This is a genomic window from Streptomyces sp. NPDC023541, from assembly GCF_055559995.1.
In genome coordinates this window covers 380295-406531 of sequence record NZ_JBVHJO010000003.1, presented here as the reverse complement: position 1 = coordinate 406531, position 26237 = coordinate 380295, and the positions used below count along the sequence as shown (strand labels likewise).

Here is a 26237-nt window from a genome sequence, read left to right as displayed (position 1 = left end):
TGACCAGCAATGGCCGACGAAACCACCCCCACCGCAGAGAACGCCGAGAACGCCGCGGAGGAGCAGCCCGTGCTGCGCATCGAGCCCGTCGGGCTCGAGACGGAGATGCAGCGCTCCTACCTCGACTACGCGATGTCCGTCATCGTCTCGCGCGCCCTGCCGGACGTGCGCGACGGTCTCAAGCCGGTGCACCGCCGCGTGCTGTACGCGATGTACGACGGCGGCTACCGGCCCGAGAAGGGCTTCTACAAGTGCGCCCGCGTCGTCGGCGACGTCATGGGCACCTACCACCCGCACGGTGACAGCTCGATCTACGACGCCCTGGTCCGCCTGGCCCAGCCGTGGTCGATGCGCATGCCGCTGGTGGACAGCAACGGCAACTTCGGCTCCCCGGGCAACGACCCGGCGGCCGCGATGCGCTACACCGAGTGCAAGCTCATGCCGCAGGCCATGGAGATGCTCCGGGACATCGACGAGGAGACCGTCGACTTCCAGGACAACTACGACGGCCGCAACCAGGAGCCGACGGTCCTGCCGGCGCGCTTCCCGAACCTCCTGGTCAACGGCAGCGCCGGCATCGCGGTCGGCATGGCGACCAACATCCCGCCGCACAACCTCCGCGAGGTCGCGGCCGGTGCGCAGTGGGCGCTGGAGCACCCGGAGGCCACGCACGAGGAGCTCCAGGACGCGCTGATCGAGCGGATCAAGGGCCCGGACTTCCCGTCGGGCGCCCTGGTCGTGGGCCGCAAGGGCATCGAGGAGGCGTACCGGACCGGTCGCGGCTCCATCACGATGCGCGCGGTGGTGGAGGTCGAGGAGATCCAGAACCGCCAGTGCCTGGTGGTCACGGAGCTCCCGTACCAGACCAACCCCGACAACCTCGCGCAGAAGATCGCGGACCTGGTCAAGGACGGCAAGGTCGGCGGCATCGCCGACGTCCGCGACGAGACCTCCTCGCGGACCGGCCAGCGCCTGGTGATCGTCCTCAAGCGCGACGCCGTCGCGAAGGTCGTTCTCAACAACCTCTACAAGCACACCGATCTGCAGACGAACTTCGGCGCGAACATGCTGGCGCTGGTGGACGGCGTGCCGCGCACGCTGTCGATCGACGCCTTCATCCGCCACTGGGTGACGCACCAGATCGAGGTCATCGTCCGGCGCACGAAGTTCCGCCTGCGCAAGGCGGAGGAGCGCGCCCACATCCTGCGCGGTCTGCTCAAGGCGCTGGACGCGATCGACGAGGTCATCGCGCTGATCCGGCGCAGCAACACCGTCGAGATCGCGCGCGAGGGCCTGATGGGCCTGCTGGAGATCGACGAGATCCAGGCGAACGCGATCCTGGAGATGCAGCTCCGCCGCCTCGCGGCCCTGGAGCGCCAGAAGATCGTCGCCGAGCACGACGAACTCCAGGCCAAGATCAACGAGTACAACGCGATCCTGGCCTCGGAGGAGCGCCAGCGCTCCATCGTCAGCGAGGAACTGGCGGCGATCGTCGAGAAGTTCGGCGACGACCGGCGCTCGAAGCTGGTGCCCTTCGACGGTGACATGTCCATCGAGGACCTGATCGCCGAAGAGGACATCGTCGTCACGATCACCCACGGCGGCTACGTCAAGCGCACCAAGACCGAGGACTACCGCTCGCAGAAGCGCGGCGGCAAGGGCGTGCGCGGCACGAAGCTGAAGCAGGACGACCTGGTCGACCACTTCTTCGTCTCCACCACGCACCACTGGCTTCTCTTCTTCACGAACAAGGGCCGCGTCTACCGGTCCAAGGCGTATGAGCTGCCGGACGCCGGCCGCGACGCCCGCGGGCAGCACGTGGCGAACCTGCTGGCCTTCCAGCCGGACGAGAAGATCGCCCAGATCCTTGCGATCCGCGACTACGAGGCGGCGCCCTACCTGATCCTGGCCACCAAGGGCGGCCTGGTGAAGAAGACGGCGCTGAAGGACTACGACTCCCCCCGTTCGGGTGGCGTGATCGCGATCAACCTCCGGGAGACCGCGGACGGCAGCGACGACGAGCTGATCGGCGCCGAGCTGGTGTCCGCCGAGGACGACCTGCTGCTGATCAGCAAGAAGGCGCAGTCGATCCGCTTCACGGCGACCGACGACGCGCTGCGCCCGATGGGCCGTGCGACATCGGGAGTGAAGGGCATGAGTTTCCGAGAAGGAGACGAACTGCTCTCGATGAGCGTGGTCCGGCCCGGTACGTTCGTCTTCACCGCGACCGACGGCGGCTACGCCAAGCGGACGCCGGTCGACGAGTACCGCGTCCAGGGCCGTGGCGGTCTGGGCATCAAGGCCGCGAAGATCGTGGAGGACCGCGGGTCGCTCGTCGGAGCGCTCGTGGTGGACGAAACGGACGAGATTCTCGCCATCACGCTCAGCGGTGGTGTGATTCGTACGCGCGTCAATGAAGTCAGGGAGACCGGCCGTGACACCATGGGCGTCCAGCTGATCAACCTGGGCAAGCGCGATGCCGTGGTGGGCATCGCCCGTAACGCCGAGGCCGGTCAGGAAGCTGACGAGGTCGAGGTCGACGAGAACGAGACCGAGGCGGCCGACGCACCGGCCGCCGAGGCCGCCGAGGGCACGCAGCCTTCGGCCGGGGAGCACGAGGAGTAAGTCGTGAGTGGAGCCACGGGCGCCGGACCGGCCAAGACTGGAGCGAACGGTGCCCGTGGCCCGGCCGCGGACTCCCAGGGGGGAACCGTGACGGACACCCGAGGACCGACGGCGCCGGAGGAGACCGGGGCCGGGGCCGCTGCCGGCGCGGACAAGCCCGCGCAGCCGTACCAGCCGCCGCAGGCCTACACGGCGCCCGCGGGCCCGGGTGCGCCGCGCGGCGGCGGTGCGCCCGCCACCCAGCGCAAGCCGCGTACGCCGGTCCGTACGACCCCCAGGACGCGCAAGGCGCGGCTGCGGGTGGCCAAGGCCGACCCGTGGTCGGTGATGAAGGTCAGCTTCCTGCTGTCGATCGCGCTGGGCATCTGCACGATCGTGGCGGCGGCGGTGCTGTGGATGGTCATGGACGCCATGGGCGTCTTCTCGACCGTCGGCGGCACCATCAGCGAGGCGACCGGATCGAACGAGGGCAACGGCTTCGACCTGCAGGCGTTCATGTCGCTGCCGCGCGTGCTGATCTTCACGTCGGTGATCGCGGTGATCGACGTGGTGCTGGCGACGGCGCTGGCGACGCTGGGCGCGTTCATCTACAACCTGTCGGCGGGCTTCGTCGGCGGTGTCGAGCTCACCCTCGCCGAGGACGAGTAGGCCTCCCGGCGGAGCGCCTGCGAGGGGTCGGATGACCTGCGCAGACGCCCCCCGGGAACGGATTTTGGCCTGACCGGGTCTGTGCGCTAATCTTCAGGAGTCAGCGCGCAGCGCGGATGGGGCTATAGCTCAGTTGGTTAGAGCGCATCCCTGATAAGGATGAGGCCACAGGTTCAAATCCTGTTAGCCCCACAGTGTCGAAGACCCCCAGGCCACGGCCTGGGGGTCTTCGTCTTTGGGCCAGTTGGTGGACCGCCAGGTCACCGATCGGTATCGGTCGGTGTGTATTGTTGGGCGCCAGAAGTCCCCTACGTCAACGAAAGACGAGGTCGCGCGGTGAAGAAGCTGCTCCTGGTCGCACTGGCCGCCATCGGCGGGCTCCTCGTGTACCGCCAGATCCAGGCGGACCGCGCCGAGCAGGACCTGTGGACGGAGGCAACCGACTCCGTGCCCTCTGGTTCCGGTGTGTGAGTCCGAAGGCTGAGTCATGAAGCCCCGGCTGCCGCTGCGGTCGGGGCTTTGTGCTGTTCTGTGACGAAAACTTACGTTTTGCAAAGATTTGGCTTGCGGTAGCAATTCGGGGTGGGCGTGATGGGTCGGGTACGGACGGCGGTGTGGGCGGCGGCCCTCGGCATGGCGGCGGCCGGTGTGCCCGTGACCGCGTACGCCGAGGGGAGCGCACCCCGGCCCCTGCCCGCCTACCGCGCCGCCGACGGCGCCCGGCAGGTCGAGGGCAGGCCCTCCACGGCGGACGCCCCGCTCATCAAGGCGGGGAAGACCTACGAGGACACCATCGGTCCCGGGGATCGCGTCTACCGGCTCGTCCTGGAGAAGGACGGCTCCAACGCCTACGTCTCCGCCGTGGTCCGTCCGCCGGCGGGGGCCAAGGTCTCCGGCAGCGACGGCATAGAGGTGGAGATCATGACCACCGCCGGGCGCTCCTGCCCGGCGAGCACGGGCCGGGCGACCTTCGACTACGACGCGGTGCCCCTGGCCGCCGCCGGGGTCCGCTGGGGGGCCGAGGACGCCGACTGCGCGCCCGGCGGCGTGTACTACGCGAAGGTCACCCGGACCGCGGCCAAGGACTCCGACCAGAGCCCCTGGCCGCTGGAGCTCAAGGTCCAGCGCGAACCCGGGCGCGGAGCGGGCGTTCCCACCACCGCGCCGAGCCCCCTGCCCACCGGAGCCCCGTCGCTGCCCGGCACCGAGGCGGTGGCTCGTACCGGCGGCACCGGCTTCAACGACGCGCGGGCCCTGGGCGCGGGTGTGTGGCGCGACGAGATGCGGCCCGGGCAGACCCGCTGGTACCGCGTCCCGCTGGACTGGGGGCAGCGGCTGGGCCTGGGGGCCGAGCTGTCCGCGGCCCAGGTCACCAAGAAGTTCACCTCCGCATCGGGCGGACTGGCCGTCACCCTCTACAACCCCTACCGGGGCCAGGTCGCGGACAAGAACACCTCCTACGACGGGGTGCAGGCCGGGGTCACCCTGGCGAAGACCCCGCCCGTCGGCTACGCGAACCGCTTCTCCAGTGACCGCGAGGTCCAGCCGGTGAGCGTCGCGGGCTGGTACTACGTCGCCGTGACGATGGGAGGGAAGGTCGCCGACTTCACCGAGGACGCGGTACCCGTCCCGCTGACGCTGCGGCTGGAGGTCACCGGGACGCCGGCCAAGGCGCCCGCGTACCAGGGGGATCCGGCCGCGGGCGGCTTCGCGGTCGGGGCGGACGACCGTGCGGCGGCGCAGGAGGGGCTCACGGCCCCTGAGGCCGCCGAGGCGGCCGGGACCCGGTCGCTGATGCGCGTCGTGGCGAGCGCCGGCTTCGGCACCGGTGCGCTGCTGCTGGCGGTGCTGGGCGGATGGGTCTGGCTCGGCCGGCGGGGGCGCGGCGCTACATCTGCGTGAGGGCCCAGACGCCGACCGCGAAGCACAGCAGCGCCGCGGCGAGCAGCGAGGCCACCGCCCTCGGCGGGGGCGGGGCGATGCCCCCGTGCGTACGGACCGGCGCGGACGCGGGGACGGCCGGGACCGCCGCGGTGGGCACGCCCGGGGTGCCGGGGGCGGTCGGCGGGGGCAGGCGGAAGCTGCCCGTCTCCGAAGGCCCGTACGAAGGCCCGTAAGAGGGCCCGTACGAGTGGACCTCGGTGGCGGCCTGCCGCGGAACGGTGGGCGCCGTGGCGGAAGCACCGCGGGGGTCGGTACCGGTGGGCTCCGGGGCCACCGTCACGGCGGCGGATCCGCCCGGCGCGGAAGCGCCGGCGGTGGGGGCCTGCGGGGGTGGCGCCGCCGCGGACGCGGACCCGGTGGCGGGCGAGGAGGGGCCCGTGCCCGTCGGGCCGTCGGGGCCGAAACCGGGCGGGAGCGGGCCGAGTTGGTCGAACACCTCCACCGGATCATCGTCCGGGGCGGGCGGGGGCAGCAGTTCCACGGCCTCGGCAAGGGCTTTGCGTGCCCCTGTGGCCGTCCTGAAGCGGTTCTGGGGGTCGGGCTGCAGGAGGTTCGCGATGACGCCCCAGAGCGCGGCGGGGACGCCTCGCGGGGCGTCCGGGGTCCCGTGGGCGAGGAAGTGGTCCACCAGGGCCTGGGAGTCGGGTTTGCCCCCCTGGAGGAGGTAGAGGGCGACCAGTCCCACGGCGAAGAGGTCCGCGGCGAAGTCGGGCTCCGCGCCCATCAGTTGCTCGGGTGCGAAATAGCCCGGCGTGCCGACCACGTAGTTCGTCTCGGTCAGGCGGGGCTCGCCCTTGCGCATGGAGATGCCGAAGTCGGACAGCCGCAGGTGCGGCCGCCCGCTTCCGGTGGCCTCCAGCAGGATGTTGGCCGGTTTGATGTCGCGGTGCACCACGCCTTCCGCGTGCACCGCCGCCAAGCCAGACAGGAGCTGGTCGAGCAGCGTGCACACGAAGCGGGGCGGGAGGGCGCCGTAGTCCCCGATCACGTGGCCGAGGGAGCCGCCGCCGACCAGGTCCATGGTGAAGAGGACCTTGTCGTCGTCGGCCGCCCAGCTGGCGGGAGCCAGTACGTGCGGGTGGTCGATCCGCAGCGCCTGCTCCCGGACGAACCGCAGCAGCGTGTGGGCGTCGCTCTGCAGGAGCACCTTCGCGGCGACGTAGCGGCGGCGGCGGTGGTCCCAGGCCCGCCACACGGCACCCGCGCCACCGCGCCCGATCGGATCGATCAGCTCGTACCGGCCGGCGAAGACCTCACCCATCGCTGCGCCCGTCCCCCGTCACCCGTTGTCCGCCGTCGTGCGTGTCAGTTCTGGTGCGCCTCGTAGTGGGCGACCGCGTCGGCGGTGCGGCCCGCTCCGTACACCCGGAGGAACTCTGCCAGTTCCGGGTGGCTGGGGGCGAGGCTGTTCGCCGCGTCGATGATGTCGCCGGCCGCGGAGACCGAGCGCAGCAGCGACTGGATCTCGCGGACCACGCGCTTGACGGTGGGTGCGCCGGAGCCGGTGGCGGTCTGGCCGCTGCTGCTGAGGACGGATCCCCCCTGGGTCTTCTTGATCTCGTCCATCCGGTCGGTCGCCTCCGCCGCGCTGACGCTGCCGTCGGCCACCTGTCCGGCGAGGTCCTGGAGGGCCTGGACACGCTGGACCACGGCAGGGTTGCCGATCTTGGCGCGCTGGCCGCTCATCAGCTGGGACAGCATGGGCGCCGACAGCCCGAGTACGGCAGCGAGACGGGCCTGATTCAGGCCGAGGTCGTCTATGAGGCGGCGGAAGAGCGCTCCCAGCGGCTCTCCGTACCAACTGCGCTGAAGCTCTCTGGCTCTGGCCGTGGCCTCTTGCTGCACTGCGTCCACTCTTACTACTCCCCTTCGCTGGTGCGAACCTCGCGAGCATCTTACGGAGAGTGGTCGCAGGGCGGGAGTCCCTATCATTTTGCGAGATGAGGGGGTAGACCCGGTACTCTGTTCTGCGGAACGACCACATCCCGCACGCGGGACCGGTGCGTCCAGTTCCATGGGGCCTTAGCTCAGTTGGTAGAGCGCTGCCTTTGCAAGGCAGATGTCAGGAGTTCGAATCTCCTAGGCTCCACATTCAAATGCTCTCCGACCTGCGGAAACGTGGGTCGGGGGGCATTTCTTCATGCCGGTCGGCGGCCGCGTTCCCGGCCGTGCGGCGCGCGGTGGCTCCCGGGGCGCGAAGGTCTGCCCGGCCGTCCCTCCCCTGGCTGCCCCGCAGGGCCGGGGCGCGGGCCCGCGGTGCAGGGGGACATATGTCGTTGCCGGGTCGGCGGCCGTCCGAAAGTATGGTGGGTACATCTATCGGCCGGGATCGCGCGCGCGGGCAACTCGACCGCGACCCGGAGGTGTTGGGGCGGCTGAAGTCTCGCTAAAGCGGTGGGCCGCACAGGCGTCGGAGTGGCGTACGCCACGGTGGGCGGGCCGTCGATCGAGGTACGGTCGCACACGTACCTCCGTTTGGAGACGTACCTGCACGCAAGAGGGGGAACTCAGCCATGTCCACGACCCTGGCCACCGAACTCAGCTACGCGAGCACCGTGACGCGGGCCCTTGTGCACCGAGCGGCCGTCTGCGAGGTGTTCCTCACGGACTCGGTCCGGGTGGCCGAGGACGAATACCTCATCGCCGCGCAACTTCCGCGCGTGCACAGCTACTACAGCGACCAGCTCACCTCGCCCGCCGTCTACGACCCGCTGCTCCTCGTCGAGGTCTTCCGCCAGGCGTCGATCTACGCGGCCCACACCTTCCTCGACGCCGCGATCGACGAGAAGTTCATCTTCAACGGCGGCGAGATGGTCGTCACCGACCTCACCGCCCTGCACATCGGCACGCGGCCCGGTCACGCGCGGATCCACGCCCGGCAGGCGGGGCTGAAGCACCGCGACGGCGTCGTCACCGGCAGCACGCTCGACATGGTCCTCACGGTGGACGGGCGTGAGGCCGCGACGATGCGCACCACCTGCCAGTGGATGCCGGGCCGGGCCTGGGACCGGATGCGGGAGAAGGGTCGGGCCTCGCTCCCGCTCACCACCGCCCGGCCGCACCACACCGGACGCCGCGTACCTCCGGCGGCCGTGGGCCGTGTCTCCCCGCACAACGTCGTGCTGTCCGAGACCGAGGTCCGCGAGCACGAGGTGCTCACCCAGGTCATCGTCGACCAGGCCAACCCGGCCCTCTTCGACCACCCGCTCGACCACATCCCGGGTGCGCTGATCTTCGAGGGCTTCCGCCAGTCCGCGGTGCACGCCGCGCACGAGCTGTTCGGCCTCTCGCCGCAGGGGCTGCTGCTCACGCGGGTGGAGACGGACTTCACCCGCTTCGGCGAGTTCGAGCTGCCCACGGACTGCCTGGTGCGGGTGGTGGAATCACCGACCCCGGACACGGTGGCCTTCGAGATCACCATGACCCAGGAGGACCAGATCGCCCGGGCCCGGGTGCACCTCGCCCTGACCAGCCCCATCGGCGGAGCGCTGCTGAACCGGTTCTCCGACGCCACCGCCGGCGCCTGAGAGCCGTATCCCGTATCCGGGCGACACTAGGAGACACAGCAGTGCCCCAGCCCATGATCTGGTTCGACTTCGGCGGTGTGCTCTCGCCACCGCTGGAGGAGCTCTTCGACTCGTACCACGCGCGTACGGGCATCACGCCACGTCAGGTGAAGACCGCGCTGGCCGCGGTCGCGGCCGAGCTGGGCGTCGAGCCCCTGGCCCCCCTCGAACTGGGCCTGCTCACCGAGGCCGAGTGGGGACGGTCGATGGTCCGCGTCCTCCAGGAGGCCGACCCCGGCATCGACCTGTCGCGTGCGCGCTTCGAGGAGTTCGGCCGGCAGTGGTTCGAGGGGGTCCGCGCCAACCCGGTGATGGTGGCCACGGCCCGGCACGCCAAGGAGCACGGCTACCGGGTCGGGATCCTCAGCAACAACGTCGTCGAGTGGGAGCCCTACTGGCGCGCGATCGTCGCACCCGTCGGCGAGGTCGACTGCATCGTCGACTCCTGCGCGGTGGGCGTCCGCAAGCCCGACCCGGAGATCTTCCGGCGGGCCGAGAAGGAGGCGGGCGTGCCGGCCGCGGAGTGCGTGCTGATCGACGACCTCGCCGAGAACTGCGCCGCGGCCCGCTCGGTCGGCTGGCGCGCGGTGCACTTCCGCAACAACGCCCGGACCGTACGCGAGCTGGCGGGCCTCACCGGCCTGCCCGCGCTCGTCTGACGCACCACTCTTCCCCACGGAGCACACATGACCAGTACCGTCACGTCCGCGGCCGTCACCGTCACGGACATACCCCACCTCGACCCCGTCCCGGCGTTCACCGTGCTCGACGAGCGCGGCCCGGGCGGCGTCCCGCTGATCCAGCTGCCGAGCGGCCACAAGGTCGCCCACCTGACCCGTTACGCCGACGTGCACAAGGTGCTCACCGACCCGGCGTCCGGCCGCACCGAGACCAACGTCGAGGACGGGCCGAGCTTCCTGCCGACCGTGATGCCCAAGGAGCTGCTGCTCAACCTGGACGCCCCGCACCACGCCCGGATCCGCGGGTTCGTCGCCGCCGACTACAGCGCCGCGGGCACCGAGCCCCTGCGCCCGGTGATCGGCGAGGTGGTGGACGAGGGCATCCGGCGACTGCGCTCGGCCGCGTCCCCCGACCTCTTCACCGACCTCCTCGACAGGGTCCCGGTCACCGTCAACGCCCACTTCCTCGGTTTCCCGATCGAGGACGTGCCCTACTTCCGGCCGTCGTCGCGGATCGTGCAGATCGCCTCGCACGAGGACGTGCCGGACCTGGTGCAGCACTTCTACCGGGTGTACGGCTACGTCGAGGACCTGGTGACCGGGGTCCGGCCGGTGGTGCCCGGCGGCCTGATCGACCGCTTCCGCGCCGACCGGGACCGGGCCGAGCCGCCGCTGGACGACGCCGAGCTCACCGGCATCTTCTTCGGCTCGCTGCTGGGCGGCGACCAGAACGTGGTGTCCGTGCTGACCAAGTCGCTGTACGCGCTGCTCGCGGCGCCCGCGCTGTGGCGCCGGCTCGCCGACGATCCCGCGATCGCCCCGCGCCTCGCGGAGGAGCTGATCCGTCTGATCCCGCTGGGGGCCATCTCCGCGTTCCCGCGCATCGCCGGTCGCGACCTGGAGACCGGCTCGGGGGTCGTGGCGCAGGGCACCGTGGTCTACCCGGACGCCTTCGCCGCCAACCGGGACCCCGAGGCGTTCCCGGACCCGCTGACGATCGACCCCGATCGCGTGCCGGCCAAGCGGCACCTGCAGTTCGGCTACGGAATGCACCACTGCATGGGCGCCGCGCTCGCCCGCATGGAGATCGTGACCGTACTGACGCGTCTGGCCCAGGAGTTCCCGGACCTGGCCCTGGCCGTCGACCCGGCAGAGGTGCCCTGGGACAACGGAACGGTGCTGCGTCGGCCGACATCGCTGCCGGTGCGGTGGTGAGCCGGGGTAGCGGCTGACGCCGCGGCACCGGGACGGGGGCGGGCACGGGGTTTCGTGCCCGCCCTTCGGCGCGCCCGTCAGCGGGGTTCGCCGAACCACTGGCGCAGGGTGTCGGCCAGCGGGCCGCCGTCCGGGGCCCAGGCGACGTAGCCGTCGGGCCGGACGAGGACGGCGTCCCAGGGCATCGGGACGGCGGTTGTCGCGGGGACCGTGCGCAGTACGTGGGCCCAGCGCCCGGCCTGTTCGAGGTGGACCCGGCCGTCCTCGCCGAGCAGGATCAGCACGGGGCGGCCGGGCAGCATCAGCCGGGTCAGGTCGGTGGGGCCGTCGTCCGCGGTGAGGGGCAGGTTCGGCAGGAAGCGGCCCTCCCAGCGGGAGCCGAGCCCGCCCGACGGGGGGTACGCCGTCTCCTGGGCACTGATCATGTGTCCGAGGCGGTCCTTCACCTCGTCGAGTCCGAGCAGCTCGGTGACGAGGTCGCGCAGCGGGTCGAGGCCGGGGTCGGGCCGCATGAGGGCCAGTTGGGCCCGGGTGTTGTCGATGACGCGCCGTCCGGCGGGCCGCCGTTCGGCGTCGTAGGTGTCGAGCAGGTCCTTGCCCGCGGTGCCCGCAAGGGTGTGGGCGAGCTTCCAGGAGAGGTTGAGTGCGTCCTGCAGACCGAGGTTGAGGCCCTGCCCGCCCACGGGGAAGTGCACGTGGGCGGCGTCGCCGGCGAGGAAGACCCGGCCCTGGCGGTAGTCGCGCACCAGGCGGGCGAAGTCGCTGAAGCGGGAGAAGAAGACCGGGTCGGCCATCGGCACGCCCCGGCCGAGGATGCGCTCGCCCTCGCGGCGCAGCTCGTCGAGGGTGAGCGGGGAGTGCCGGTCGGGGTGCGGACCGCGGAAGTCGATCGTGATGAACCGGCTGTGTCCGTACGGGTTGACGCCCGCCACCGTCCAGCCGCGCGGGGTGCGGTGCCAGCCGTACGGCACGTGGTCCGGGTCGGTCAGCCGCACCAGGCCGAGCAGGGCGGACACGGTCGCGGGGTGCGTGTCCTCGGGGAAGCCCAGCCGTTCGCGCACGGTGCTGCGGGCGCCGTCCGCGCCGATGACGTACTCGGCGGTGAAGCGCCGTACGCCGTCCGGTCCTTCGGCGGTCACCTCGACCGAGTCGGGTCCCTGGTGGATGTCGCTCACGCGGTGTCCGCGCAGCACGGTGACGCCCCTGGCGCGGGCCCGCTGTTCGAAGTCCCGCTCCAGGTCGGCCTGCGAGCGGCCGACGATGGGTCCGGGCTCGGTGGCGGGGGCGGTGATGACGAGCCCCGGCATGCCCGCGAAGTGGAACGCGTCGGCGGAGCTGCGCCGCAGCCGGTCCTCGGTCGCGGCGTGCGCGTGCAGATGACCGCGCCGGGCGAGGCCCTGCACGGTGCGGGCGTGCAGGGTGCCCGCCTTGGGCTGGTCGAGGGTTTGTGGTTCGGCTTCGAGTACGACGGTGGAGACGCCGTAGTGCCCGAGCTCGGCGGCTGCGAGCATCCCGACGGGTCCGCCCCCGATGATCAGGACCTGGGCGTGTGCCGGGGCGGGGCGGATGTCGTGCAGGGCACGGTTCATGGGGGCGCGGGTCCTTTCCTGGTGCCGCCCCGCCGGTCGGACGGGGTGTGCCGCGGGAAGCGCGGCGGCGGCGCGGGTGAACGCGGGAGGCCCGGCGCCTTGACGGGGGAATCGGGGCGCCGGGCCGGTCTCGGGGGTGTCGTGCGGAACGGGAGGGGAGCGCGGTGCGCGCTCCCCCCGCTCACAGGACGGTCACGCGGCGCTCTTGGCGGGGCCGCCGCGCAGCAGGGTGGCGACCACGGCGCAGAGCACGACGCAGACCGCGGCGAGTCCCCACAGGACGGTGTGGAACGCGGAGTCGTAGGACTGGGCGAGGAAGTGGGTGAAGCCCTCGGTGTCCACGGCGCCGGAGACCTCGGTGGCGCGGGCGAAGTCGCCGCCCGCGGCCTGGTCGGCGACCCGGTCCGCGTTCGCGGCGCCGGCGTAGTCGCCGATGCCGTCCTCGATGCGGGTGCCGAGGACGGTCGCGAGCGCCGATCCGTACACCGCCACGGCGATGGCCTCGCTGCCGAGCCGCAGCGTGTTGAGGAAGCCCGCGGCCATGCCGGCCTTCGCCGGGTCGATCAGCTCCAGCGCCTGCCCGTCGACGAGTCCGGCCGAAAGCCCCATGCCGGCGCCGGTGACGAGCATCGGGAGGGCGACGACGAGGATCTTCACGTCCGGCGAGAAGAGCGTGAGCGCCAGGTCGCCGACGACCAGGCAGGCGAGGCTGACGTAGATGAGGGTGAGCGCGGAGATCCCGCGGGTGACGAGCTTCGCGGCGAGCATCGGGCAGACCAGCACGGGCGCCGTGAGCAGCAGCATGATCAGGCCGGCGGCGCCGGTGTCGCGGCCGGTGGCCGCGGTCAGGTAGCTCGGCAGGTAGGTGAGCATGGTGACGAATCCGAAGGACGCCGCCACGGGCACCAGGCACAGGCCGACGAAACGCCGGTTGCGCAGCACGCTCAGGTCCAGCATGGGGTGTTCCCTGCGGTTCTCGACCGCCGTGAAGACCGCGAGGACCACGACGGCACCCGCGAACAGCGCCAGCACGCCGGTGCTGCCCCAGCCCCACTGCGAGCCCTGCACGATGGCGGTGGTCAGCAGCACCATGGCCACGACGAACAGCGCGCTGCCGGGGACGTCGATGCTGGCACCGCTGCCGCCGTCGGCCGGCATGGCCTTGGCGATGGCGGGCACCACGAGCAGGACGAGGAGCAGGGCGACGGCGTGCACCGCGAACACCCAGCGCCAGCCGAGGCCTTGTACGAGCACGCCGGCCAGCGAGGGGCCGATCGCCACGCCGACGCCGGCGACCGTGCCGAACAGCGCGAACGCCTTGGCACGCGCCGGGCCGTCGAACACGGTCGCGATGATCGCCGCGCCGCAGGAGAAGATGGCCGCGCCGCCGATGCCGGCGAGGGCGCGGGCGCCGTCCAGCCAGAGCACGTTGGTGGCGAGCGCGCTGGCGAGCGAGGCCACGGCGTAGACGGCGGCCCCGGCCGCGAAGGCCTTGACCCTGCCGATGATGTCGGCGACGGAACCCCAGACGAGTGTGAAGCAGGCGAAGGCCACGTTGAAGGCGTTCACCACCCACTGCAGGGGTGCGAGGCCGGCGTCGGTGTCGGCGCCGATGTCGGGCAGCGCGACGGCGGTTCCGGAGATCGACATGGGGACGACGAACACCGCGAGGAGCACCGCGGCCAGGGTCAGGGTGCGGCCCGGCTGGCCTTCCGCCTGCACAGGTGGCGCGGCCGACGACGTGGTCTGCGTACTCATGGGGGCACAACTCCAGGCTCGGCCCGGCCGGCGGCGCGACCAGGTACGGTTCGGATCGAACCTTAAGCTGACACAGAAGAGAGGTATGATGCAACCCGTACCTCAGGAAGGAGTACGCGATGCCCGATGAGGACGGCCACCCCTCGCTCGAGGAGATGAGCCTGCCGGCGGTACTGAGCGCGCTCGCCGACCCCCTGCGCTACACGGTCGTCTCCGCCCTGCTGAAGGAGCCGGAAGGCACGGCGCGGACCTGCGCGTCCTTCAACCTCCCGGTCTCGAAGTCGACGATCACCCACCACTTCAAGGTCCTGCGCGAGGCGGGCCTGGTGGGACAGGTGGACCGCGGCAACAGCAGGGCGGCGACCCTGCGCCGGGCGGAACTGGACGAGCGGTTTCCCGGCCTGCTGGACCTGATCCGCGCCAACCACTGACCACTCGGCACGGCCGGCCGCCGTGAGCCGGCGCGCCGCGCCTCCCGCATGCCTGCGAGCCCTCGGAAGCCCTGCCGCTCGCCCAGCGCTGCGTCGAGCGGCTCCCCGGGATGCCCGGGCGGGCTGCTCGTCAGGGCCGCGGCGCGGTACCGGAGCACGGCGTGCGCGCTGCTGGTCGGGAGAACGGCCCCTCGTCCTCGGGGACTGTCTGCCGCCGGCATCGGCCGGACGCCGGGTGCCCGATCTGCGGCTCGCGGGCGGAAGACGGCTACGAGGTGCCGCGCGGCGGCGGTGTGTGCTGGGCCCCAGGGGGAGCCCGGTGCCGGAGACCGAGTGGCTGAAGTGCCTCGCACCCGCCGGCTGGTCGCGCACCGGCGCTGCCGGTCCGCACGGACGGGCACATCGCCCGGTGGCCGCCGACGGCCCGGACACCGGCGGGCTGCACGTGGCGCTGGAGCGCCGGTCGTGCGCTGACGGCCGTATGCGGCTTTTGATTGTCCTGGGCCCGGAACTCTTCCGGGCAATCGGGCGGTGCCGTGGAATGGGGTGGAGTCGGCGAATCGGAGAACCGGATGTTCTCGACGGGTGAAGGCCACGTGGTCCGGGCCGCCGATCTGGTCGTCGCGCCCCGGCCGGCTGCCACCGGGCCGTGCCGGTCGACGTCCGGGCCCGACCTCCCAGGAGCCACTGTGTCCACGACCGCCCCGCCCCCGCCCCGTCGGGCCGCACGGCTGCTCGGCCCGGCCGCCGTCCCGTCGCTGCGCGAGCACGACCGTGCGGCCGCCGTCGGAGCCGGAGCAGAAGCCGAGGCCGAAGCCGGGCAACCGGTCCCGGCCGGGGCCTGAGATGCCTGCGAGGGTGACGGTCGTGGGCGGCGGGGTGATCGCCCTGCTCACCGCGGTCGAGTGCGTGCTCGACGGACACCGGGTCACGGTCGTGGACGAGGGGTGCGTCCCGGACGGCGTGGCCGCCCCTCCCGGCCGGCACCTCGTCCTGCGGTCCCTGCATCCCTCCGACCCGCGGACCACGCGGGCGGCGCTGCGCGCGCACCACCGCTGGGTCGAACTGGAAGAGCTGTTCCTGACGCGTTTCTACGAGCGGGTCGGAGCCCTCACCGTGCTGCCGCCCGCAGCGGCGGCGGACGGCGCGGCCCTGGTCGAGAACGCCGGAGGCACCGCCAGGCAGCTGACCGCGGCCGGCCTGCACGACCGCTACCCGCACCTGCACCTGGACCGCGGCCTCGGCGCGGTACTGGAGGAGCAGGCGGGCGTCCTGCTCGCCGGACGGGTCCTCGCCGCCTGCGCCGGCTGGCTGAAGTGGCAGCGGAACGTCGAGCTGGTCGAGCACCGCGCCGTGACCGCCGTCGACGGCGGGAGCGGCACCGTACGCCTGGCCGACGGGCGGGTCCTGCACGGTGACGCGGTGCTGGTGGCGGTGGACCCCCGGTCCCGGAACCTGATGCCGGAGGGCGTCGCCGAGCGGCTGACCCTCTACCGGCAGTCCCTCCTGCACTGCCGGGTGCCGCCGCACCAGGCGCGCGCGTGGGCGGCCACCCCGGCCATCGCCTCCCTCGGCACCCCGGGCGGAGCCCGGCTGGTCCCGCCGGTGGCCGGCAGGGGCCTCCAGCTCACCTCGTCCACCGCCCGCCGGGTGGTGGACGAGATCACCGACCACGCCACCGACCCGTACTGGCAGCGCATGCTGGAGAGGGAGTTCGGCGACGTCCTGCCCGGCTTCGGGCCGGCCTGGGTGACCGCGGCCGAGGACGCCTACTACGCCGCCTTCGCACCCGCCGGCGGCCCGCCGCTGGTCGCCCTGGGCGGCGCGGGATACGCGTACGCGGCATGCGGCGGGACGTCCTTCCGGTTCGCGCCGCTCATCGCCCGGTCGCTCGCCGACCGGCTGGCCGGCAGCGCGCCGACCGGTGCCGGCGCGCTCGACGGACCGCCGCCGGCCGGCCACGCCCCGCGGCTCGCGGGACTGCCGGCCGGCGGCCGGGTGTGAAGGAGCAGGCAGCGCACGCTCGCGGTCAATACACCTGGGCACGGACGGGCACGGGGGCCCCGGTGCGGGGCGCGGCGGGCGCGGGCTCCTCCGTCGGGTCCGGCTGGGTCAGGGCGAACGCCCGGGCCATCGGCGTCAGTCCGTACTGTCCGGGCAGGTCGCCGTGGTCGAGGAGGCCGGCGTCCAGGAGCCGTTCGAGGAGGTCCTCGACCGGCTGGGCGGAGCGCTCGACCAGGGCGGCGAGCGCTTCGGCGGACCCGTACACGACGTCGTCCACCGAGGGCGGGTTGTCGGAGGCGGCGAACTGGCGCAGCATCAGGCGGGCCCACGGGGTCAGCTGCCGGTAGGCGTCGTCGAGGCGGGCGCCCAGGGCGTCGTCGCCCACCCGGAGCCGGCCCAGGAAGCGGGCGGGTTCCCGCCGCCGGTCGCCGATCAGGTCCGACACCGCGTGCTGGAGCATCCACTCCGGTCGGGCCGCGATGCGCCGGCCCGCCAGGTTCAGCGCCAACGGCAGGTCGCCGCAGGCGTCTGCGAGGAGCAGGCAGGCACGCGGCTCGGCACCGACCCGGTCGCCGCCCAGCAGCCGGGCGAGCAGTTCCATGGACTCGTTCCGCTCCAGGGCGGGCACCCGGATCCGGCGCACCCCGTCCAGGCCGAGCAGCCGGGAGCGGCTGGTGATGATGATGCGGCTTTCGGGCGCGGCCGCCAGCAGCTCCCGTACCTGGCGCTCGTGCCGCACCCCGTCGAGTACGACGAGCAGCCGGCGGCGGGTGAGCAGGGACCGGTACAACCCGATGCGCTGCCCGGGGTCGGCGGGGACGCGGCCGGCGGGGATGCCCAGTGCCTCCAGGAAACCGCCCGCGATCCCGGCGGCGTCGGCGTGCCCGCCGGCGGCCGGGTCCAGGTTCGCGTAGAGCTGTCCGTCGGGCAGGTTCGCCGCCAGTTCGTGGGCCAGGCGCAGCGCGAAAGCCGACGTGCCCGCACCGACCTGACCGCTGATCACCAGCGGTGCCACGGGCCGCTCCCCGCTGTGGGACCGGGTGGTCAGCAGCCGGGCCTGCTGGAGCAGGGCGGCCCGTCCCACCAGGGTGTGCGGTTCCATCGGGAGCTGGGCCGGCGGGGGGAGCACGGCACGCACGTCGGCGGCGCGCAGTTCGTTCTCCTGGTGCGTCTGGACGTTCTTGGCCGCGGGGCGGGGGGTGGCGTCGTCGCCCTCGGCGCGCGCCGCCTCGTGCCAGCGCCGCTCCCAGCCGGCGCGGTCGCCGCCGCACGCTTCGGCGAAGGCGAGGGCCACCTGCAGGGTCGGGAGGCGGTATCCGGCCGCCGCCTCGGAGAGGACCGACGCGGAGAACATGGCGCGGGTCGCCATCTCGCGGTAGCCGGGGCTGCCCGCCGCGGTCCGCAGCATGCGCAGCTCCCGGGCGAACGCGGTGACGGGTCCGGCGTCGGGGGCCAGTGGTCGCTCCTGTCTTCCCACACTCGTCTCCTTCGGCACTCGCTGCGTCCGCCGCCTTGTCAGGCCTGCCCGTGAACTGTCCGTGCGGGCCTTCCTGATCCGCTACCGGATGCTTACCGCGTGCTGGAGGGACCCCCTATGATCCCGTTGACATGGCCCTGGTCAGGGCCTGTGCTTACGGGGGGATTCCGATGGCGGGGGCGGATACGGAGACCTGGAGGAGAGGCACGAGGGGTCTTGAGGGGGACCCTCCGCGCTTCAACGTGCTCGGCTCACTCGAAGGCTGGGCGGGCGGGGCACGGCTGCGGCTGGGGGGATCGATCCAGGAACGGGTCCTCTGCATGCTGCTGCTCGAATCGGGCCGGGTGGTGCCCGTGGCCCGGCTGGTGGAGGCGACCTGGGAGAAGGACCCGCCGGCGACCGCCGCGCACCAGGTCCGCAAGGCCGTCGCCGACCTGCGTCGGCGCATCCCCACCGGGTCGGCGGTGATCGCCACCGACGGGCCCGGCTACCGGGCCGTGGTGACGGACGGGCAGGTCGACCTGCGGGAGTTCGACGCGCTGTCCAGGGCGGCGGCTCAGGCGCTGCGGGAGGGTGACCGCCCGGCGGCCGCCGAGCACCTGCGGTCCGCTCTCGCGCTGTGGCGGGGCTCGGTGCTGTCCGGCACGGGCGGGCCGGTGATCGAGGCCGCCGCGACGGCGCTGGAGGAGCGTCGGCTGGCCGCGGCCGAGCAGTTCTTCGACCTGTCCCTCGCGCTCGGCGAGAGCGGAGGGTTGGTCTCCGACCTGCGCGCACTGATCACGCAGCACCCCCTGCGGGAGACGCTGCGCGGGCAGCTGATGCTGGCCCTGTACCGCTCGGGACGGCAGGCGGAGGCGCTGAGGGAGTACGGGGAGGTCCGCGGGCTGCTCGTCGACGAACTCGGGATCGACCCCGGGCCCCGGCTGGCCAAGCTGTACGAGGCGATCCTGCGGGACGACCCGGAGCTGGCCGCCCCGCAGCGGCCGGCTCCCGAGCGGCCTGCCCCGCAGCGGCCGGCCTCCGGGGCGGCGCCCGGGCCCGTACCGGCGCAGTCCGAGCCGGACGCGGCCGGACCGGTGGGCCCGGCAGGCCCGCTGCCCGGGGCGGCTGCCCTCGCGCGGCCGGTGCCCGAGCAGCCGCAACCGCCTTCGAAGCCGCAGCGGTTGCCGCCTTCGCAGTCCGGGGCCGCGCCGGACGACGCCCCGTGCACCCTGCCGTACGACCTGCCCGACTTCACCGGCCGCGCCCGCGAGCTCAGCCGCCTCTTCGACTACGCACGGGGCGCCTGCCGGGGCGGCGAGAGGTACTCCCGGATCGTGGCCGTCGACGGCATGGGCGGCATGGGGAAGACCACCCTCGCCGTGCACGCCGCCCACCAGCTGGCCGGCCGCTACCCCGACGGGCAGCTCCACGTCGACCTGCGCGGCTTCACCCCGGGCGCCAGTCCCGTCTCGCCCGCCGCCGCGCTCGACGGCCTGCTGCGCACCCTCGGCACACCCGGCGACCGCATCCCGGAGGACCTGGAGGGGCGCACCGCCCTGTGGCGGGCGAAGCTGGACGGCCGGCGGGTGCTGCTGCTGCTCGACAACGCGGTGGACGCCCCGCAGATCCGGCCGCTGCTGCCGGCCTCGCCGGGCTGCCTCGTCCTGATCACGAGCCGCGGGCGGCTCCTCGACCTCGACGGTGTCGAGTGGGTGTCCATCGGGATGATGGAGCCCCAGGACAGCACCAGCCTGATGACCGAGACGCTCGGCACCGCCAGGGTGACCGCCGAGCCGGAGGCCTCCGCCGAACTGGCCGAGCTGTGCGGCCACTTGCCGCTGGCCCTGCGGATCGCGACGGCCCGGCTGCGCAACAGGCCCCGCTGGACGGTGCGTTACCTCGTCGAGCGGCTGCGCGACGAGACGCGCAGGATGGACGAGCTGAGTTCGGGGGAGCGCAGCGTCGCGGCGACCCTGCGCCTGTCGTACCTGGCGATGGACGAGGAGTACCGCACCGCGTTCCGCATCCTCAGCCTGTATCCGTGCGCCGGTACCGACGTGTACTCGGCGGCCGCGCTCCTCGGCACGGCCGTCCGGGACGCCGAGGACGCCCTGGAGTTCCTGCTGGACGTCCATCTCGTACAGCAGCCGGACATCGGGCTCTACACCTTCCACGACCTGGTGCGCACCTTCGCGCAGAGCCTGCGCGGTCCGGCGACGGCGCAGGACGACGCGGCGGCCGTCGAGCGGCTCCTCGGCTACTACATGACGACCTCGGACGCGGCCTGCGAGGTGCTCTTCCCGGGCCGCGAGCAGCGGCCCACCGGGATCCCGTCCTACCCGGGCGAGCGGCCGTCCTTCCGGAGCGCCGACGAGGCCGTGAGCTGGTTCGACCGGGAACAGGCCGGGCTGCTCGCGGCGGTGGCCCTCGCCGAGCGGTCCGGCCACGACCGGTACGCGGCGTGTCTGAGCCGCAACGTGGGATTCCACCTGCACGCGCAGGGGCAGCTCGACGAGTTCTGGAGCGTCGGGCACTTGGCCGTCGCCGCGGCCCGCCGGCTCGACGATCCGGCCGTGCTGGGCATCAGCCTGGCCAACCTGGGCGCCGCCTGCTGGAAGCTGGGCCGCTTCGAGGAGGGCCTGGACGTGGCCAGGGAGGCGCGCGACACCGCGGTGCGCGCCGGGGACCGGCACACCGAGGCGCACAGCGACTCGACCACCGGACTGCTGATGTCGATGCTCGGGAGGTACGGAGAGGCCCTGCCGCTGCTGGAGCGGTCGGTCGCGATGGCCCGGGACCTGGGCAACCCCCGGGCGGAGGCCGAGACCCTGAGTTCGCTCAGCACGCTGTACGAGCGGTGGGGCCGGTATCCGGAAGCGGCCGCCGCCGCCCGCCGGGCGATCGGGATCGGCCGCGAACTCGGCTACCGCAGCAATGTGATCGCGGCCCTGACCGACCTGGCCTTCGCGCAGGTGGGCCTTGCGGAGTACACGGACGCGGACGCCACGCTGAAGCGGGCCCGGGACCTGTGCGACGAGGCGAGGTCGCCGGGGGACGTCGCCCTGGTGCTCGCGCTGTCCGCCCGGGTGGCCCATGAGCGCGAGGACGGCGTGGCGGCGCGGGCGTTCGCCGGGCGGGCCCTGGTCCTCGGCCGTGCGAGCGGTGCCCCGATCCGGCTCGCCAAGGTGGAGAACGTCCTGGGACGGCTCCACGCGACGTGGGGGGAACACGCGGCGGCGCTGGACCTGCACGCCCATGCCCACAAGATCGCGTCGCCGATGAGCTTCCGGGCCGAGGAGGCGGCGGCGCTGGTGGGCCTCGCCCACACGGCCGAGGCGCTCGGGGATCCGTCGGCGGCGGCCGGACACCGCACGGCGGCGGAGGCGTTGTTCGAGGTCATGGGTCTACCGGCGCACCGCCGGGCCTACTGACCCCGCACGGGGAAGTGCCCCGTACCGCGGATCCGGTACGGGGCACTTCGCAGGTCCTGCGCGGCCCTCGTCCGGCTCAAGGGACGGCCGGCTCAAGGGACGGCCGGGTCAGGGGGCGGGGCGCGGGGAGGGGGCACCCGGGCCCTTGTCGTCCGCGAGCACCTCGTACCCGGCGGGCTGGCCGGCGTCCGCCGTCTGCGCCGTCACACCGGCTCCGGTCACCAGGGCCACCGCGACGATCCCGATCAGTCCGACCAGCTTGCTGCGCATGTGCTGAACCCCCTGGTGTGTGGTGCCCGGTGTGCGGCTCCCGTGTGGCGGGTGCCGCTTTCGACAGGACACAGACTGGCCCAGTCCCTTACCGGTCCGTTCCCCTCTCGCTACCGCTCGCGGCGGCGGCACGGGAAGGGCCGTCGCGGTGCCGTTCCCGGTCCGGCTCGACGGCCGCGGCGATGCGCGATCCCCGCGCGCCGACCAGCACGTCCGTCCGCGTGGTGCCGCACTCGAAGCCGACCAGGTCCAGCAGGGCCCGTACGGTCGCGCGGATCCCGGCCCGCTCCGCCTCGGGCAGCGGTGGCGCGTTCCCCTCCGGAGTGATCCCCGCGACCAGGTGCATGCCCTCGACGGTGAGGGTCTCGACGTGGAACTTCGAACCCGTCAGGAGTTCCTCGACGAGGTAGGGGGCGCTGTGGCGCGCGGTGCGGGCCTGCTCGGCCCAGCGGTCGAGTCCGGACCGGTCGTGCACCGGTACGGTCCACCAACAGCCGGACTCGTCGGCGGACTTGATGACTACGGGCAGCGGGAAGTCCTCGGCGAGCGCGCGGGCCTCGGCCACGGTCCGCGCTTCCTCGGCGCGTACGGCCGAGGTCCGGCTCTGGTTCAGGACGCGCCGGACCGCGACCGCGTCCGGCAGCCCGCCCGCAGGGTCCGGGCGGGGCTCGGTGAGGTCCCTCAGCACGTCCTCGGCGGCGGCCGCCGCACCGCTGCCGAGGCCCCTTCCGAGATCGCTCGCGAGGTACAGGACGTGGCCGATGCCGTGCCGCCGGACCGTCTCGGTCAGCAGGGCCCGCAGCGCGGCGGCGTCGTCGAAGTCCGCGCGCAGGATCCGCGGCGGCGGCAGCTCGGAGGGGAAGGGGGCGTCCGGGGGCCGTGCCGCCGGGTCCGACACCACCCAGACGTCCAGGCCCGCCACGACCGCGGCGTGCAGGAGCCCCGGCCCGGGCCTGACCAGAACCACGCGCTCGGCGGCCTGTCTGATGATCACAGTCTTCTCCTCCATCGTGTCCCACGATGTTCGGGCCAGGTCTTCCCGGTCGCTTCCCGGGCGGTTCCCGCGCCCCGCGAGTCCCCCGGACGGCCCCGTCGCTGGGCCGCCCGCCGCCCGGTGGCGGACAGTGGGGGGAAGGGCATCGACACCAGGGGGGCCCTCACGCCGGAGGCGTACAGACATGGGAATCTTCGACTTCCTCAAGTCCGACAAGAAGAAGGCGCAGGAACAGGTGCAGCAGCGGGCGGACAAGGGGACGGGTCCCTCCAGGAGCGCCGCGGCCGACGCCGCCTCGGCGACCAGGGCCGCCGCCGAGCGCATGGCGGCCGCCGCGCCGCCCAGGCCCGGGCCGGCCCCCGCGACCCCGACCCCCAGTTCGGCGGCGCACAAGGCCGTGCCCGCACCGCCCAGGCCCGCCGTGATGCCGAAGGCCGCGCCGCCGTCCACACGGCCGGGGGCGGCGCACACGCCGACGCCCCACTCGGCCGCGCACAAGGCGGTGCCCGCGGCGCCGGTGGGCAAGCCGCAGCCGGCCGCCGAGAAGCGCACCTACACCGTCAAGCAGGGCGACACGCTCGCCGCGATCGCCGGCCGCGAGCTCGGCAACGAGGCACGCTGGCGCGAGCTCTACGCCATGAACCGGGCCGTCATCGGCGCCAACCCCGACCTCGTGCCGCCGGGCGCGGTCCTGACGCTCCCGGGCTGACCCGCACGCGGACGGGGAAGGGCCCGCACCCCCTGAGGGGTGCGGGCCCTTCCCCGTCCGCGGAACTGAACGTGCCTAGTGGCCGGGGCCCGGCTCCGGTTCCGAAGAACCGGCCTCGCGCTCCTTCTCCGCCAGCTCGTCGTCGAAGCTCGCCGGTGCGGCGTCCCGGTCCGACAGCTCGGTCGCCGCCGGCGGCTCGACGAGCCAGTCCGGGTTCGACTGCTGGTCCCACCACCGCCACGCCAGGTAGGCGCCGGCCGCGAGCAGGCCCACCAGGGCGGCCCCGCGCAGGGCCCGGCCGCGGCGCTGTGCCCGCTCGTGCTTGCGCACGAGCTTCTGCACTTCCTTCGCCGTCACCTGGCCGCGCAGCGCCGCCAGCGCCGCGGTCGACCGCGCTGCGGCCTCCTCGGCCACGGGGGTGGCGGCCGCGAGGGCGCTCTCGATCTTCGGCTGTGTGTAGTCGGCCGCCTGACGGGCCGCCAGACGCGTCTGGTGGACCGCCTTCGTCGCAGCCCGGTCAACGGGTGGCGGCACGTGCGCCCGCGCCGCCTTCAGGCGGGGGTGCAGATGGCAGTCGTAGGTCATCCGGGCTTGGCGCGCGGCGCCGGTGGCAGCCTGGGACACCATCGGCGACAGCCGTTCGTTGGCCTCATGTGCGTAGTGCGCCGCAGCGTCCCTGGCGGATTCCGCGTACGGCGCCACCATTTCAGCCGCGTACCGCACGCTTTCCTTGGCGCTCTCGGCTGCCAGGCGCGCGCTGTCCTTGCCGGTCACGGGATCCTCCTCCTCGGTGGCGGACACAGTTCACCTTTCCACCCTTTGTCGGATCATGCCTGCCACAGCCTCGAGAGGCATGCGTGACAGGGCATACGGGTGGAGGATTTCAGTGCCGCGGAGCGCTCCGTGCGACCATCTGGACCGACAGTGATGACTATGGAAGGCAGATCCGTGGCCGAGAAGCTCTACGCCACCCTGAAGACCACCCACGGCGACATCGAGATCGAGCTGCTGGAGAACTTCGCTCCGAAGACCGTCCGGAACTTCGTCGAGCTCGCCACGGGCGCCCGCGAGTGGACCCGTCCCACGGACGGCCAGAAGACCACGGACCCCCTCTACGACGGCACCGTCTTCCACCGCGTCATCAGCGGCTTCATGATCCAGGGCGGCGACCCGCTCGGCAACGGCACCGGCGGTCCCGGCTATGCGTTCGCGGACGAGTTCCACCCCGACCTGGCCTTCACCAAGCCGTACCTGCTCGCCATGGCCAACGCCGGCCCGGGCACCAACGGCTCGCAGTTCTTCATCACCGTCGCCCCCACCGCCTGGCTGACGCGCAAGCACACCATCTTCGGCGAGGTCACCGACCCCGCGAGCCGGAAGGTCGTGGACGCCATCGCCGCCAGCGCCACCAACTCGCGCACCGAGCGGCCGCTGGAGGACGTGATCATCAAGTCCGTCGTCGTCGAGAAGCGCTGACGGGCCGCCCCCCTCACCGCTCCGCCCGAGCCGCCCGGCTCCGCCCCGGTCCGCCTCCGGGAACCTTTCCGCCCCGCCCGTCCGTACTGGATACGTACCGCACCGGCGGGGCGCACCCCCCTGCCGCCGACCGAGGGGACCGATGGACACCGACCGTCTGCCCGGCTGCTACCGCCACCCGGACCGCGACACGGGGATCACCTGCACGCGCTGCGAGCGCCCCATCTGCCCCGAGTGCATGATCAGCGCGTCGGTCGGCTTCCAGTGCCCCGAATGCGTCCGCGAGGGCTCTGGGACCGGGCACCGCCCCACCGCCAACGCGGCGCGCACCATCGCGGGCGGCGTGGTCGCCGAGGATCCCCACCTGGTCACCAAGATCCTCATCGGGATCAACGCCGCGGTCTTCTTCGCCGGCCTGCTGGCTCCGGCGTCGGCGGTGCAGCTGCAGCTGCTCGGCGGGTACGTCGACTACCCCGGCGGCCCCCTCCGGGGCGTCGCCGCAGGTGAGTACCACCGACTGCTGACCTCGGTGTTCCTGCACGTCGAGTGGTGGCACATCATCAGCAACATGATCGCGCTGTGGGTCATCGGCGGTCCGCTGGAAGCGGCCCTCGGCCGCAGCAGGTACCTGGCCGTCTATCTGCTGTCGGGCCTGGGCGCGAGCGCCCTCGTCTATCTCCTGACCGAGCCCAACGTCCCGACCGTCGGTGCGTCGGGGGCGATCTTCGGCCTGCTCGGCGCGACGGTGGTGCTGGCGCGGCGGCTGCGGTACGAGATGCGGCCGCTGATCATCATGGTCGTGCTGATGCTGGTGCTGACCTTCGTACCGTTCGGCGGCTACCTGCGCGTGTCCTGGCAGGCCCACGTGGGCGGGCTGATCACCGGTGCGCTGGTCGGGCTGGGCATGCTCACGCCCACCGCCGCGAAGCATCGCGCAATCGTCCAGTGGGGCACCTGTGCGGTGGTGTTCCTGCTGGCAGCAGCGCTGATCATGCTCCGTACGGCGGAACTCACCTGATCACACCGGCGTCAACTCTCCACAGAGTTATCCACAGATCTTCTGTCTTTTCCTCAGGTGTGGATGACGCTGTGGATAACTCATGGGGAGAGCTTCCGTCAGGGACTGCGGCGTGCTACTTCCACTGCGTGGAAACGCCGAATCCCGCCGCGATGAAGCCGAAACCGACCACGATGTTCCAGTTGCCCAGAGCCTCGATCGGCAGCTGGGTCTCGGTCACGTAGAAGACGACGATCCACGCGAGACCGATCAGGAAGAACGCCAGCATGACCGGGGCGACCCAGCTGCGGTTCGTCAGCCGGATGCTCTGCGGCTGCCGCGCGGGCGGCGGCGTGTAGTCGTCCTTCTTGCGGATACGTGACTTCGGCACGAGGGGCTCTCCTGTCGATGCGCTGGGGACCTTGCCTGCCCCGGGCGTCC

23 protein-coding genes and 2 tRNA genes are annotated in these 26237 nt (G+C 72.8%); 16 read left to right on the top strand and 9 right to left on the bottom strand.

What is annotated here, in order from left to right:
- Nucleotides 1–9 precede the first annotated feature (9 nt).
- The 5 genes from gyrA (at nt 10) to ACZ3X1_RS09395 (ending at nt 5175) form a co-directional block, all read left to right on the top strand.
- Entirely contained in the window at nt 10–2625 is a 2616-nt protein-coding gene (gene gyrA / locus ACZ3X1_RS09415; protein WP_467278191.1) for a DNA gyrase subunit A, read from the top strand.
- Between the two features lie 87 nt (nt 2626–2712).
- Entirely contained in the window at nt 2713–3273 is a 561-nt protein-coding gene (locus tag ACZ3X1_RS09410) for a DUF3566 domain-containing protein (protein ID WP_390075365.1), read from the top strand.
- A gap of 118 nt (nt 3274–3391) precedes the next feature.
- A tRNA-Ile gene (locus ACZ3X1_RS09405) sits at nt 3392–3465 on the top strand.
- Nucleotides 3466–3609: 144 nt separating this feature from the next.
- On the top strand, nt 3610–3744 hold the full coding sequence (locus ACZ3X1_RS09400) for a DLW-39 family protein (RefSeq protein WP_208809277.1): 135 nt from the start codon (nt 3610–3612) through the stop codon (nt 3742–3744).
- Nucleotides 3745–3864: 120 nt separating this feature from the next.
- Complete coding sequence (locus tag ACZ3X1_RS09395; RefSeq protein WP_467278186.1) at nt 3865–5175, top strand: hypothetical protein; 1311 nt, start codon at nt 3865–3867, stop codon at nt 5173–5175.
- Here ACZ3X1_RS09395 and ACZ3X1_RS09390 read toward each other — a convergent pair.
- Both ACZ3X1_RS09390 and ACZ3X1_RS09385 read right to left on the bottom strand, forming a co-directional pair.
- Nucleotides 5162–6478: a serine/threonine-protein kinase gene (locus ACZ3X1_RS09390; protein WP_467278184.1), complete on the bottom strand. Its 1317-nt coding sequence runs from the start codon at nt 6476–6478 to the stop codon at nt 5162–5164. The genes ACZ3X1_RS09395 and ACZ3X1_RS09390 overlap by 14 nt on opposite strands.
- A gap of 44 nt (nt 6479–6522) precedes the next feature.
- Nucleotides 6523–7071 carry a helix-turn-helix domain-containing protein gene (locus ACZ3X1_RS09385; protein ID WP_030028004.1) on the bottom strand — a complete coding sequence of 183 codons (549 nt, stop codon included), beginning with the start codon at nt 7069–7071 and terminating at the stop codon, nt 6523–6525.
- Between the two features lie 162 nt (nt 7072–7233).
- Here ACZ3X1_RS09385 and ACZ3X1_RS09380 point away from each other — a divergent pair.
- From ACZ3X1_RS09380 to ACZ3X1_RS09365, 4 genes are all read left to right on the top strand, one after another.
- Nucleotides 7234–7306, top strand: a tRNA-Ala gene (locus tag ACZ3X1_RS09380).
- 424 nt (nt 7307–7730) lie between these two features.
- Nucleotides 7731–8744 (top strand): ScbA/BarX family gamma-butyrolactone biosynthesis protein, encoded by a 1014-nt coding sequence (locus ACZ3X1_RS09375; protein ID WP_362628791.1) that lies wholly within the window; start codon nt 7731–7733, stop codon nt 8742–8744.
- 41 nt (nt 8745–8785) lie between these two features.
- Entirely contained in the window at nt 8786–9442 is a 657-nt protein-coding gene (locus ACZ3X1_RS09370) for an HAD family hydrolase (protein ID WP_362628794.1), read from the top strand.
- Nucleotides 9443–9469: 27 nt separating this feature from the next.
- A complete protein-coding gene (locus tag ACZ3X1_RS09365; protein WP_356811267.1) occupies nt 9470–10678 on the top strand; it encodes a cytochrome P450 in 1209 nt (402 codons plus the stop codon).
- Nucleotides 10679–10755: 77 nt separating this feature from the next.
- Here the strand turns inward: ACZ3X1_RS09365 and ACZ3X1_RS09360 are convergent, their stop codons facing one another.
- Both ACZ3X1_RS09360 and ACZ3X1_RS09355 read right to left on the bottom strand, forming a co-directional pair.
- Nucleotides 10756–12267 carry an FAD-dependent monooxygenase gene (locus ACZ3X1_RS09360; protein WP_467278177.1) on the bottom strand — a complete coding sequence of 504 codons (1512 nt, stop codon included), beginning with the start codon at nt 12265–12267 and terminating at the stop codon, nt 10756–10758.
- A 192-nt stretch (nt 12268–12459) separates the two neighbouring features.
- On the bottom strand, nt 12460–14025 hold the full coding sequence (locus ACZ3X1_RS09355; protein WP_390075372.1) for an MFS transporter: 1566 nt from the start codon (nt 14023–14025) through the stop codon (nt 12460–12462).
- Between the two features lie 119 nt (nt 14026–14144).
- Between ACZ3X1_RS09355 and ACZ3X1_RS09350 the strand changes: the two genes are divergently transcribed.
- The 3 genes from ACZ3X1_RS09350 (at nt 14145) to ACZ3X1_RS09340 (ending at nt 16460) form a co-directional block, all read left to right on the top strand.
- Entirely contained in the window at nt 14145–14456 is a 312-nt protein-coding gene (locus ACZ3X1_RS09350) for an ArsR/SmtB family transcription factor (RefSeq protein WP_356811264.1), read from the top strand.
- Between the two features lie 689 nt (nt 14457–15145).
- Entirely contained in the window at nt 15146–15301 is a 156-nt protein-coding gene (locus ACZ3X1_RS09345) for a hypothetical protein (RefSeq protein ID WP_467278172.1), read from the top strand.
- A gap of 1 nt (nt 15302) precedes the next feature.
- Nucleotides 15303–16460 (top strand): NAD(P)/FAD-dependent oxidoreductase, encoded by a 1158-nt coding sequence (locus ACZ3X1_RS09340; protein WP_356811262.1) that lies wholly within the window; start codon nt 15303–15305, stop codon nt 16458–16460.
- A 25-nt stretch (nt 16461–16485) separates the two neighbouring features.
- Here the strand turns inward: ACZ3X1_RS09340 and ACZ3X1_RS09335 are convergent, their stop codons facing one another.
- A complete protein-coding gene (locus ACZ3X1_RS09335; RefSeq protein WP_467278167.1) occupies nt 16486–17937 on the bottom strand; it encodes an NB-ARC domain-containing protein in 1452 nt (483 codons plus the stop codon).
- A gap of 170 nt (nt 17938–18107) precedes the next feature.
- Between ACZ3X1_RS09335 and ACZ3X1_RS09330 the strand changes: the two genes are divergently transcribed.
- Nucleotides 18108–21350 (top strand): AfsR/SARP family transcriptional regulator, encoded by a 3243-nt coding sequence (locus ACZ3X1_RS09330; RefSeq protein ID WP_467278164.1) that lies wholly within the window; start codon nt 18108–18110, stop codon nt 21348–21350.
- Between the two features lie 108 nt (nt 21351–21458).
- Here ACZ3X1_RS09330 and ACZ3X1_RS09325 read toward each other — a convergent pair whose 3' ends face one another.
- A complete protein-coding gene (locus ACZ3X1_RS09325) occupies nt 21459–21620 on the bottom strand; it encodes a hypothetical protein (RefSeq protein ID WP_356811259.1) in 162 nt (53 codons plus the stop codon).
- Between the two features lie 88 nt (nt 21621–21708).
- Nucleotides 21709–22614 (bottom strand): ATP-grasp domain-containing protein, encoded by a 906-nt coding sequence (locus ACZ3X1_RS09320; RefSeq protein ID WP_467278160.1) that lies wholly within the window; start codon nt 22612–22614, stop codon nt 21709–21711.
- 184 nt (nt 22615–22798) lie between these two features.
- On the opposite strand from ACZ3X1_RS09320, the gene ACZ3X1_RS09315 reads away from it, so the two are divergent.
- Nucleotides 22799–23323, top strand: coding sequence for a LysM peptidoglycan-binding domain-containing protein (locus ACZ3X1_RS09315; protein ID WP_467278157.1), 525 nt, complete (start codon nt 22799–22801; stop codon nt 23321–23323).
- Between the two features lie 75 nt (nt 23324–23398).
- On the opposite strand, the gene ACZ3X1_RS09310 is transcribed toward ACZ3X1_RS09315, so the two are convergent.
- Entirely contained in the window at nt 23399–24124 is a 726-nt protein-coding gene (locus tag ACZ3X1_RS09310) for a DUF5324 family protein (protein ID WP_467278155.1), read from the bottom strand.
- Nucleotides 24125–24271: 147 nt separating this feature from the next.
- On the opposite strand from ACZ3X1_RS09310, the gene ACZ3X1_RS09305 reads away from it, so the two are divergent.
- Both ACZ3X1_RS09305 and ACZ3X1_RS09300 read left to right on the top strand, forming a co-directional pair.
- A complete protein-coding gene (locus ACZ3X1_RS09305) occupies nt 24272–24799 on the top strand; it encodes a peptidylprolyl isomerase (protein ID WP_031155984.1) in 528 nt (175 codons plus the stop codon).
- Nucleotides 24800–24941: 142 nt separating this feature from the next.
- A complete protein-coding gene (locus tag ACZ3X1_RS09300) occupies nt 24942–25817 on the top strand; it encodes a rhomboid family intramembrane serine protease (RefSeq protein WP_390075386.1) in 876 nt (291 codons plus the stop codon).
- Nucleotides 25818–25932: 115 nt separating this feature from the next.
- Here ACZ3X1_RS09300 and crgA read toward each other — a convergent pair whose 3' ends face one another.
- On the bottom strand, nt 25933–26187 hold the full coding sequence (crgA, locus tag ACZ3X1_RS09295; protein ID WP_030011117.1) for a cell division protein CrgA: 255 nt from the start codon (nt 26185–26187) through the stop codon (nt 25933–25935).
- Nucleotides 26188–26237: the final 50 nt, after the last annotated feature.

Excerpts from the sequence above, each read along its gene's own strand:
- ACZ3X1_RS09325 (WP_356811259.1), bottom strand. The coding sequence starts at position 21,620 with ATGCGCAGCAAGCTGGTCGGACTGATCGGGATCGTCGCGGTGGCCCTG.
- gyrA (WP_467278191.1), top strand. The coding sequence starts at position 10 with ATGGCCGACGAAACCACCCCCACCGCAGAGAACGCCGAGAACGCCGCG.
- ACZ3X1_RS09365 (WP_356811267.1), top strand. The coding sequence starts at position 9,470 with ATGACCAGTACCGTCACGTCCGCGGCCGTCACCGTCACGGACATACCC.
- ACZ3X1_RS09350 (WP_356811264.1), top strand. The coding sequence starts at position 14,145 with ATGCCCGATGAGGACGGCCACCCCTCGCTCGAGGAGATGAGCCTGCCG.
- ACZ3X1_RS09330 (WP_467278164.1), top strand. The coding sequence starts at position 18,108 with ATGGCGGGGGCGGATACGGAGACCTGGAGGAGAGGCACGAGGGGTCTT.
- ACZ3X1_RS09315 (WP_467278157.1), top strand. The coding sequence starts at position 22,799 with ATGGGAATCTTCGACTTCCTCAAGTCCGACAAGAAGAAGGCGCAGGAA.
- ACZ3X1_RS09360 (WP_467278177.1), bottom strand. The coding sequence starts at position 12,267 with ATGAACCGTGCCCTGCACGACATCCGCCCCGCCCCGGCACACGCCCAG.
- ACZ3X1_RS09390 (WP_467278184.1), bottom strand. The coding sequence starts at position 6,478 with ATGGGTGAGGTCTTCGCCGGCCGGTACGAGCTGATCGATCCGATCGGG.
- ACZ3X1_RS09375 (WP_362628791.1), top strand. The coding sequence starts at position 7,731 with ATGTCCACGACCCTGGCCACCGAACTCAGCTACGCGAGCACCGTGACG.
- ACZ3X1_RS09355 (WP_390075372.1), bottom strand. The coding sequence starts at position 14,025 with ATGAGTACGCAGACCACGTCGTCGGCCGCGCCACCTGTGCAGGCGGAA.
- ACZ3X1_RS09340 (WP_356811262.1), top strand. The coding sequence starts at position 15,303 with ATGCCTGCGAGGGTGACGGTCGTGGGCGGCGGGGTGATCGCCCTGCTC.
- ACZ3X1_RS09395 (WP_467278186.1), top strand. The coding sequence starts at position 3,865 with ATGGGTCGGGTACGGACGGCGGTGTGGGCGGCGGCCCTCGGCATGGCG.
- ACZ3X1_RS09300 (WP_390075386.1), top strand. The coding sequence starts at position 24,942 with ATGGACACCGACCGTCTGCCCGGCTGCTACCGCCACCCGGACCGCGAC.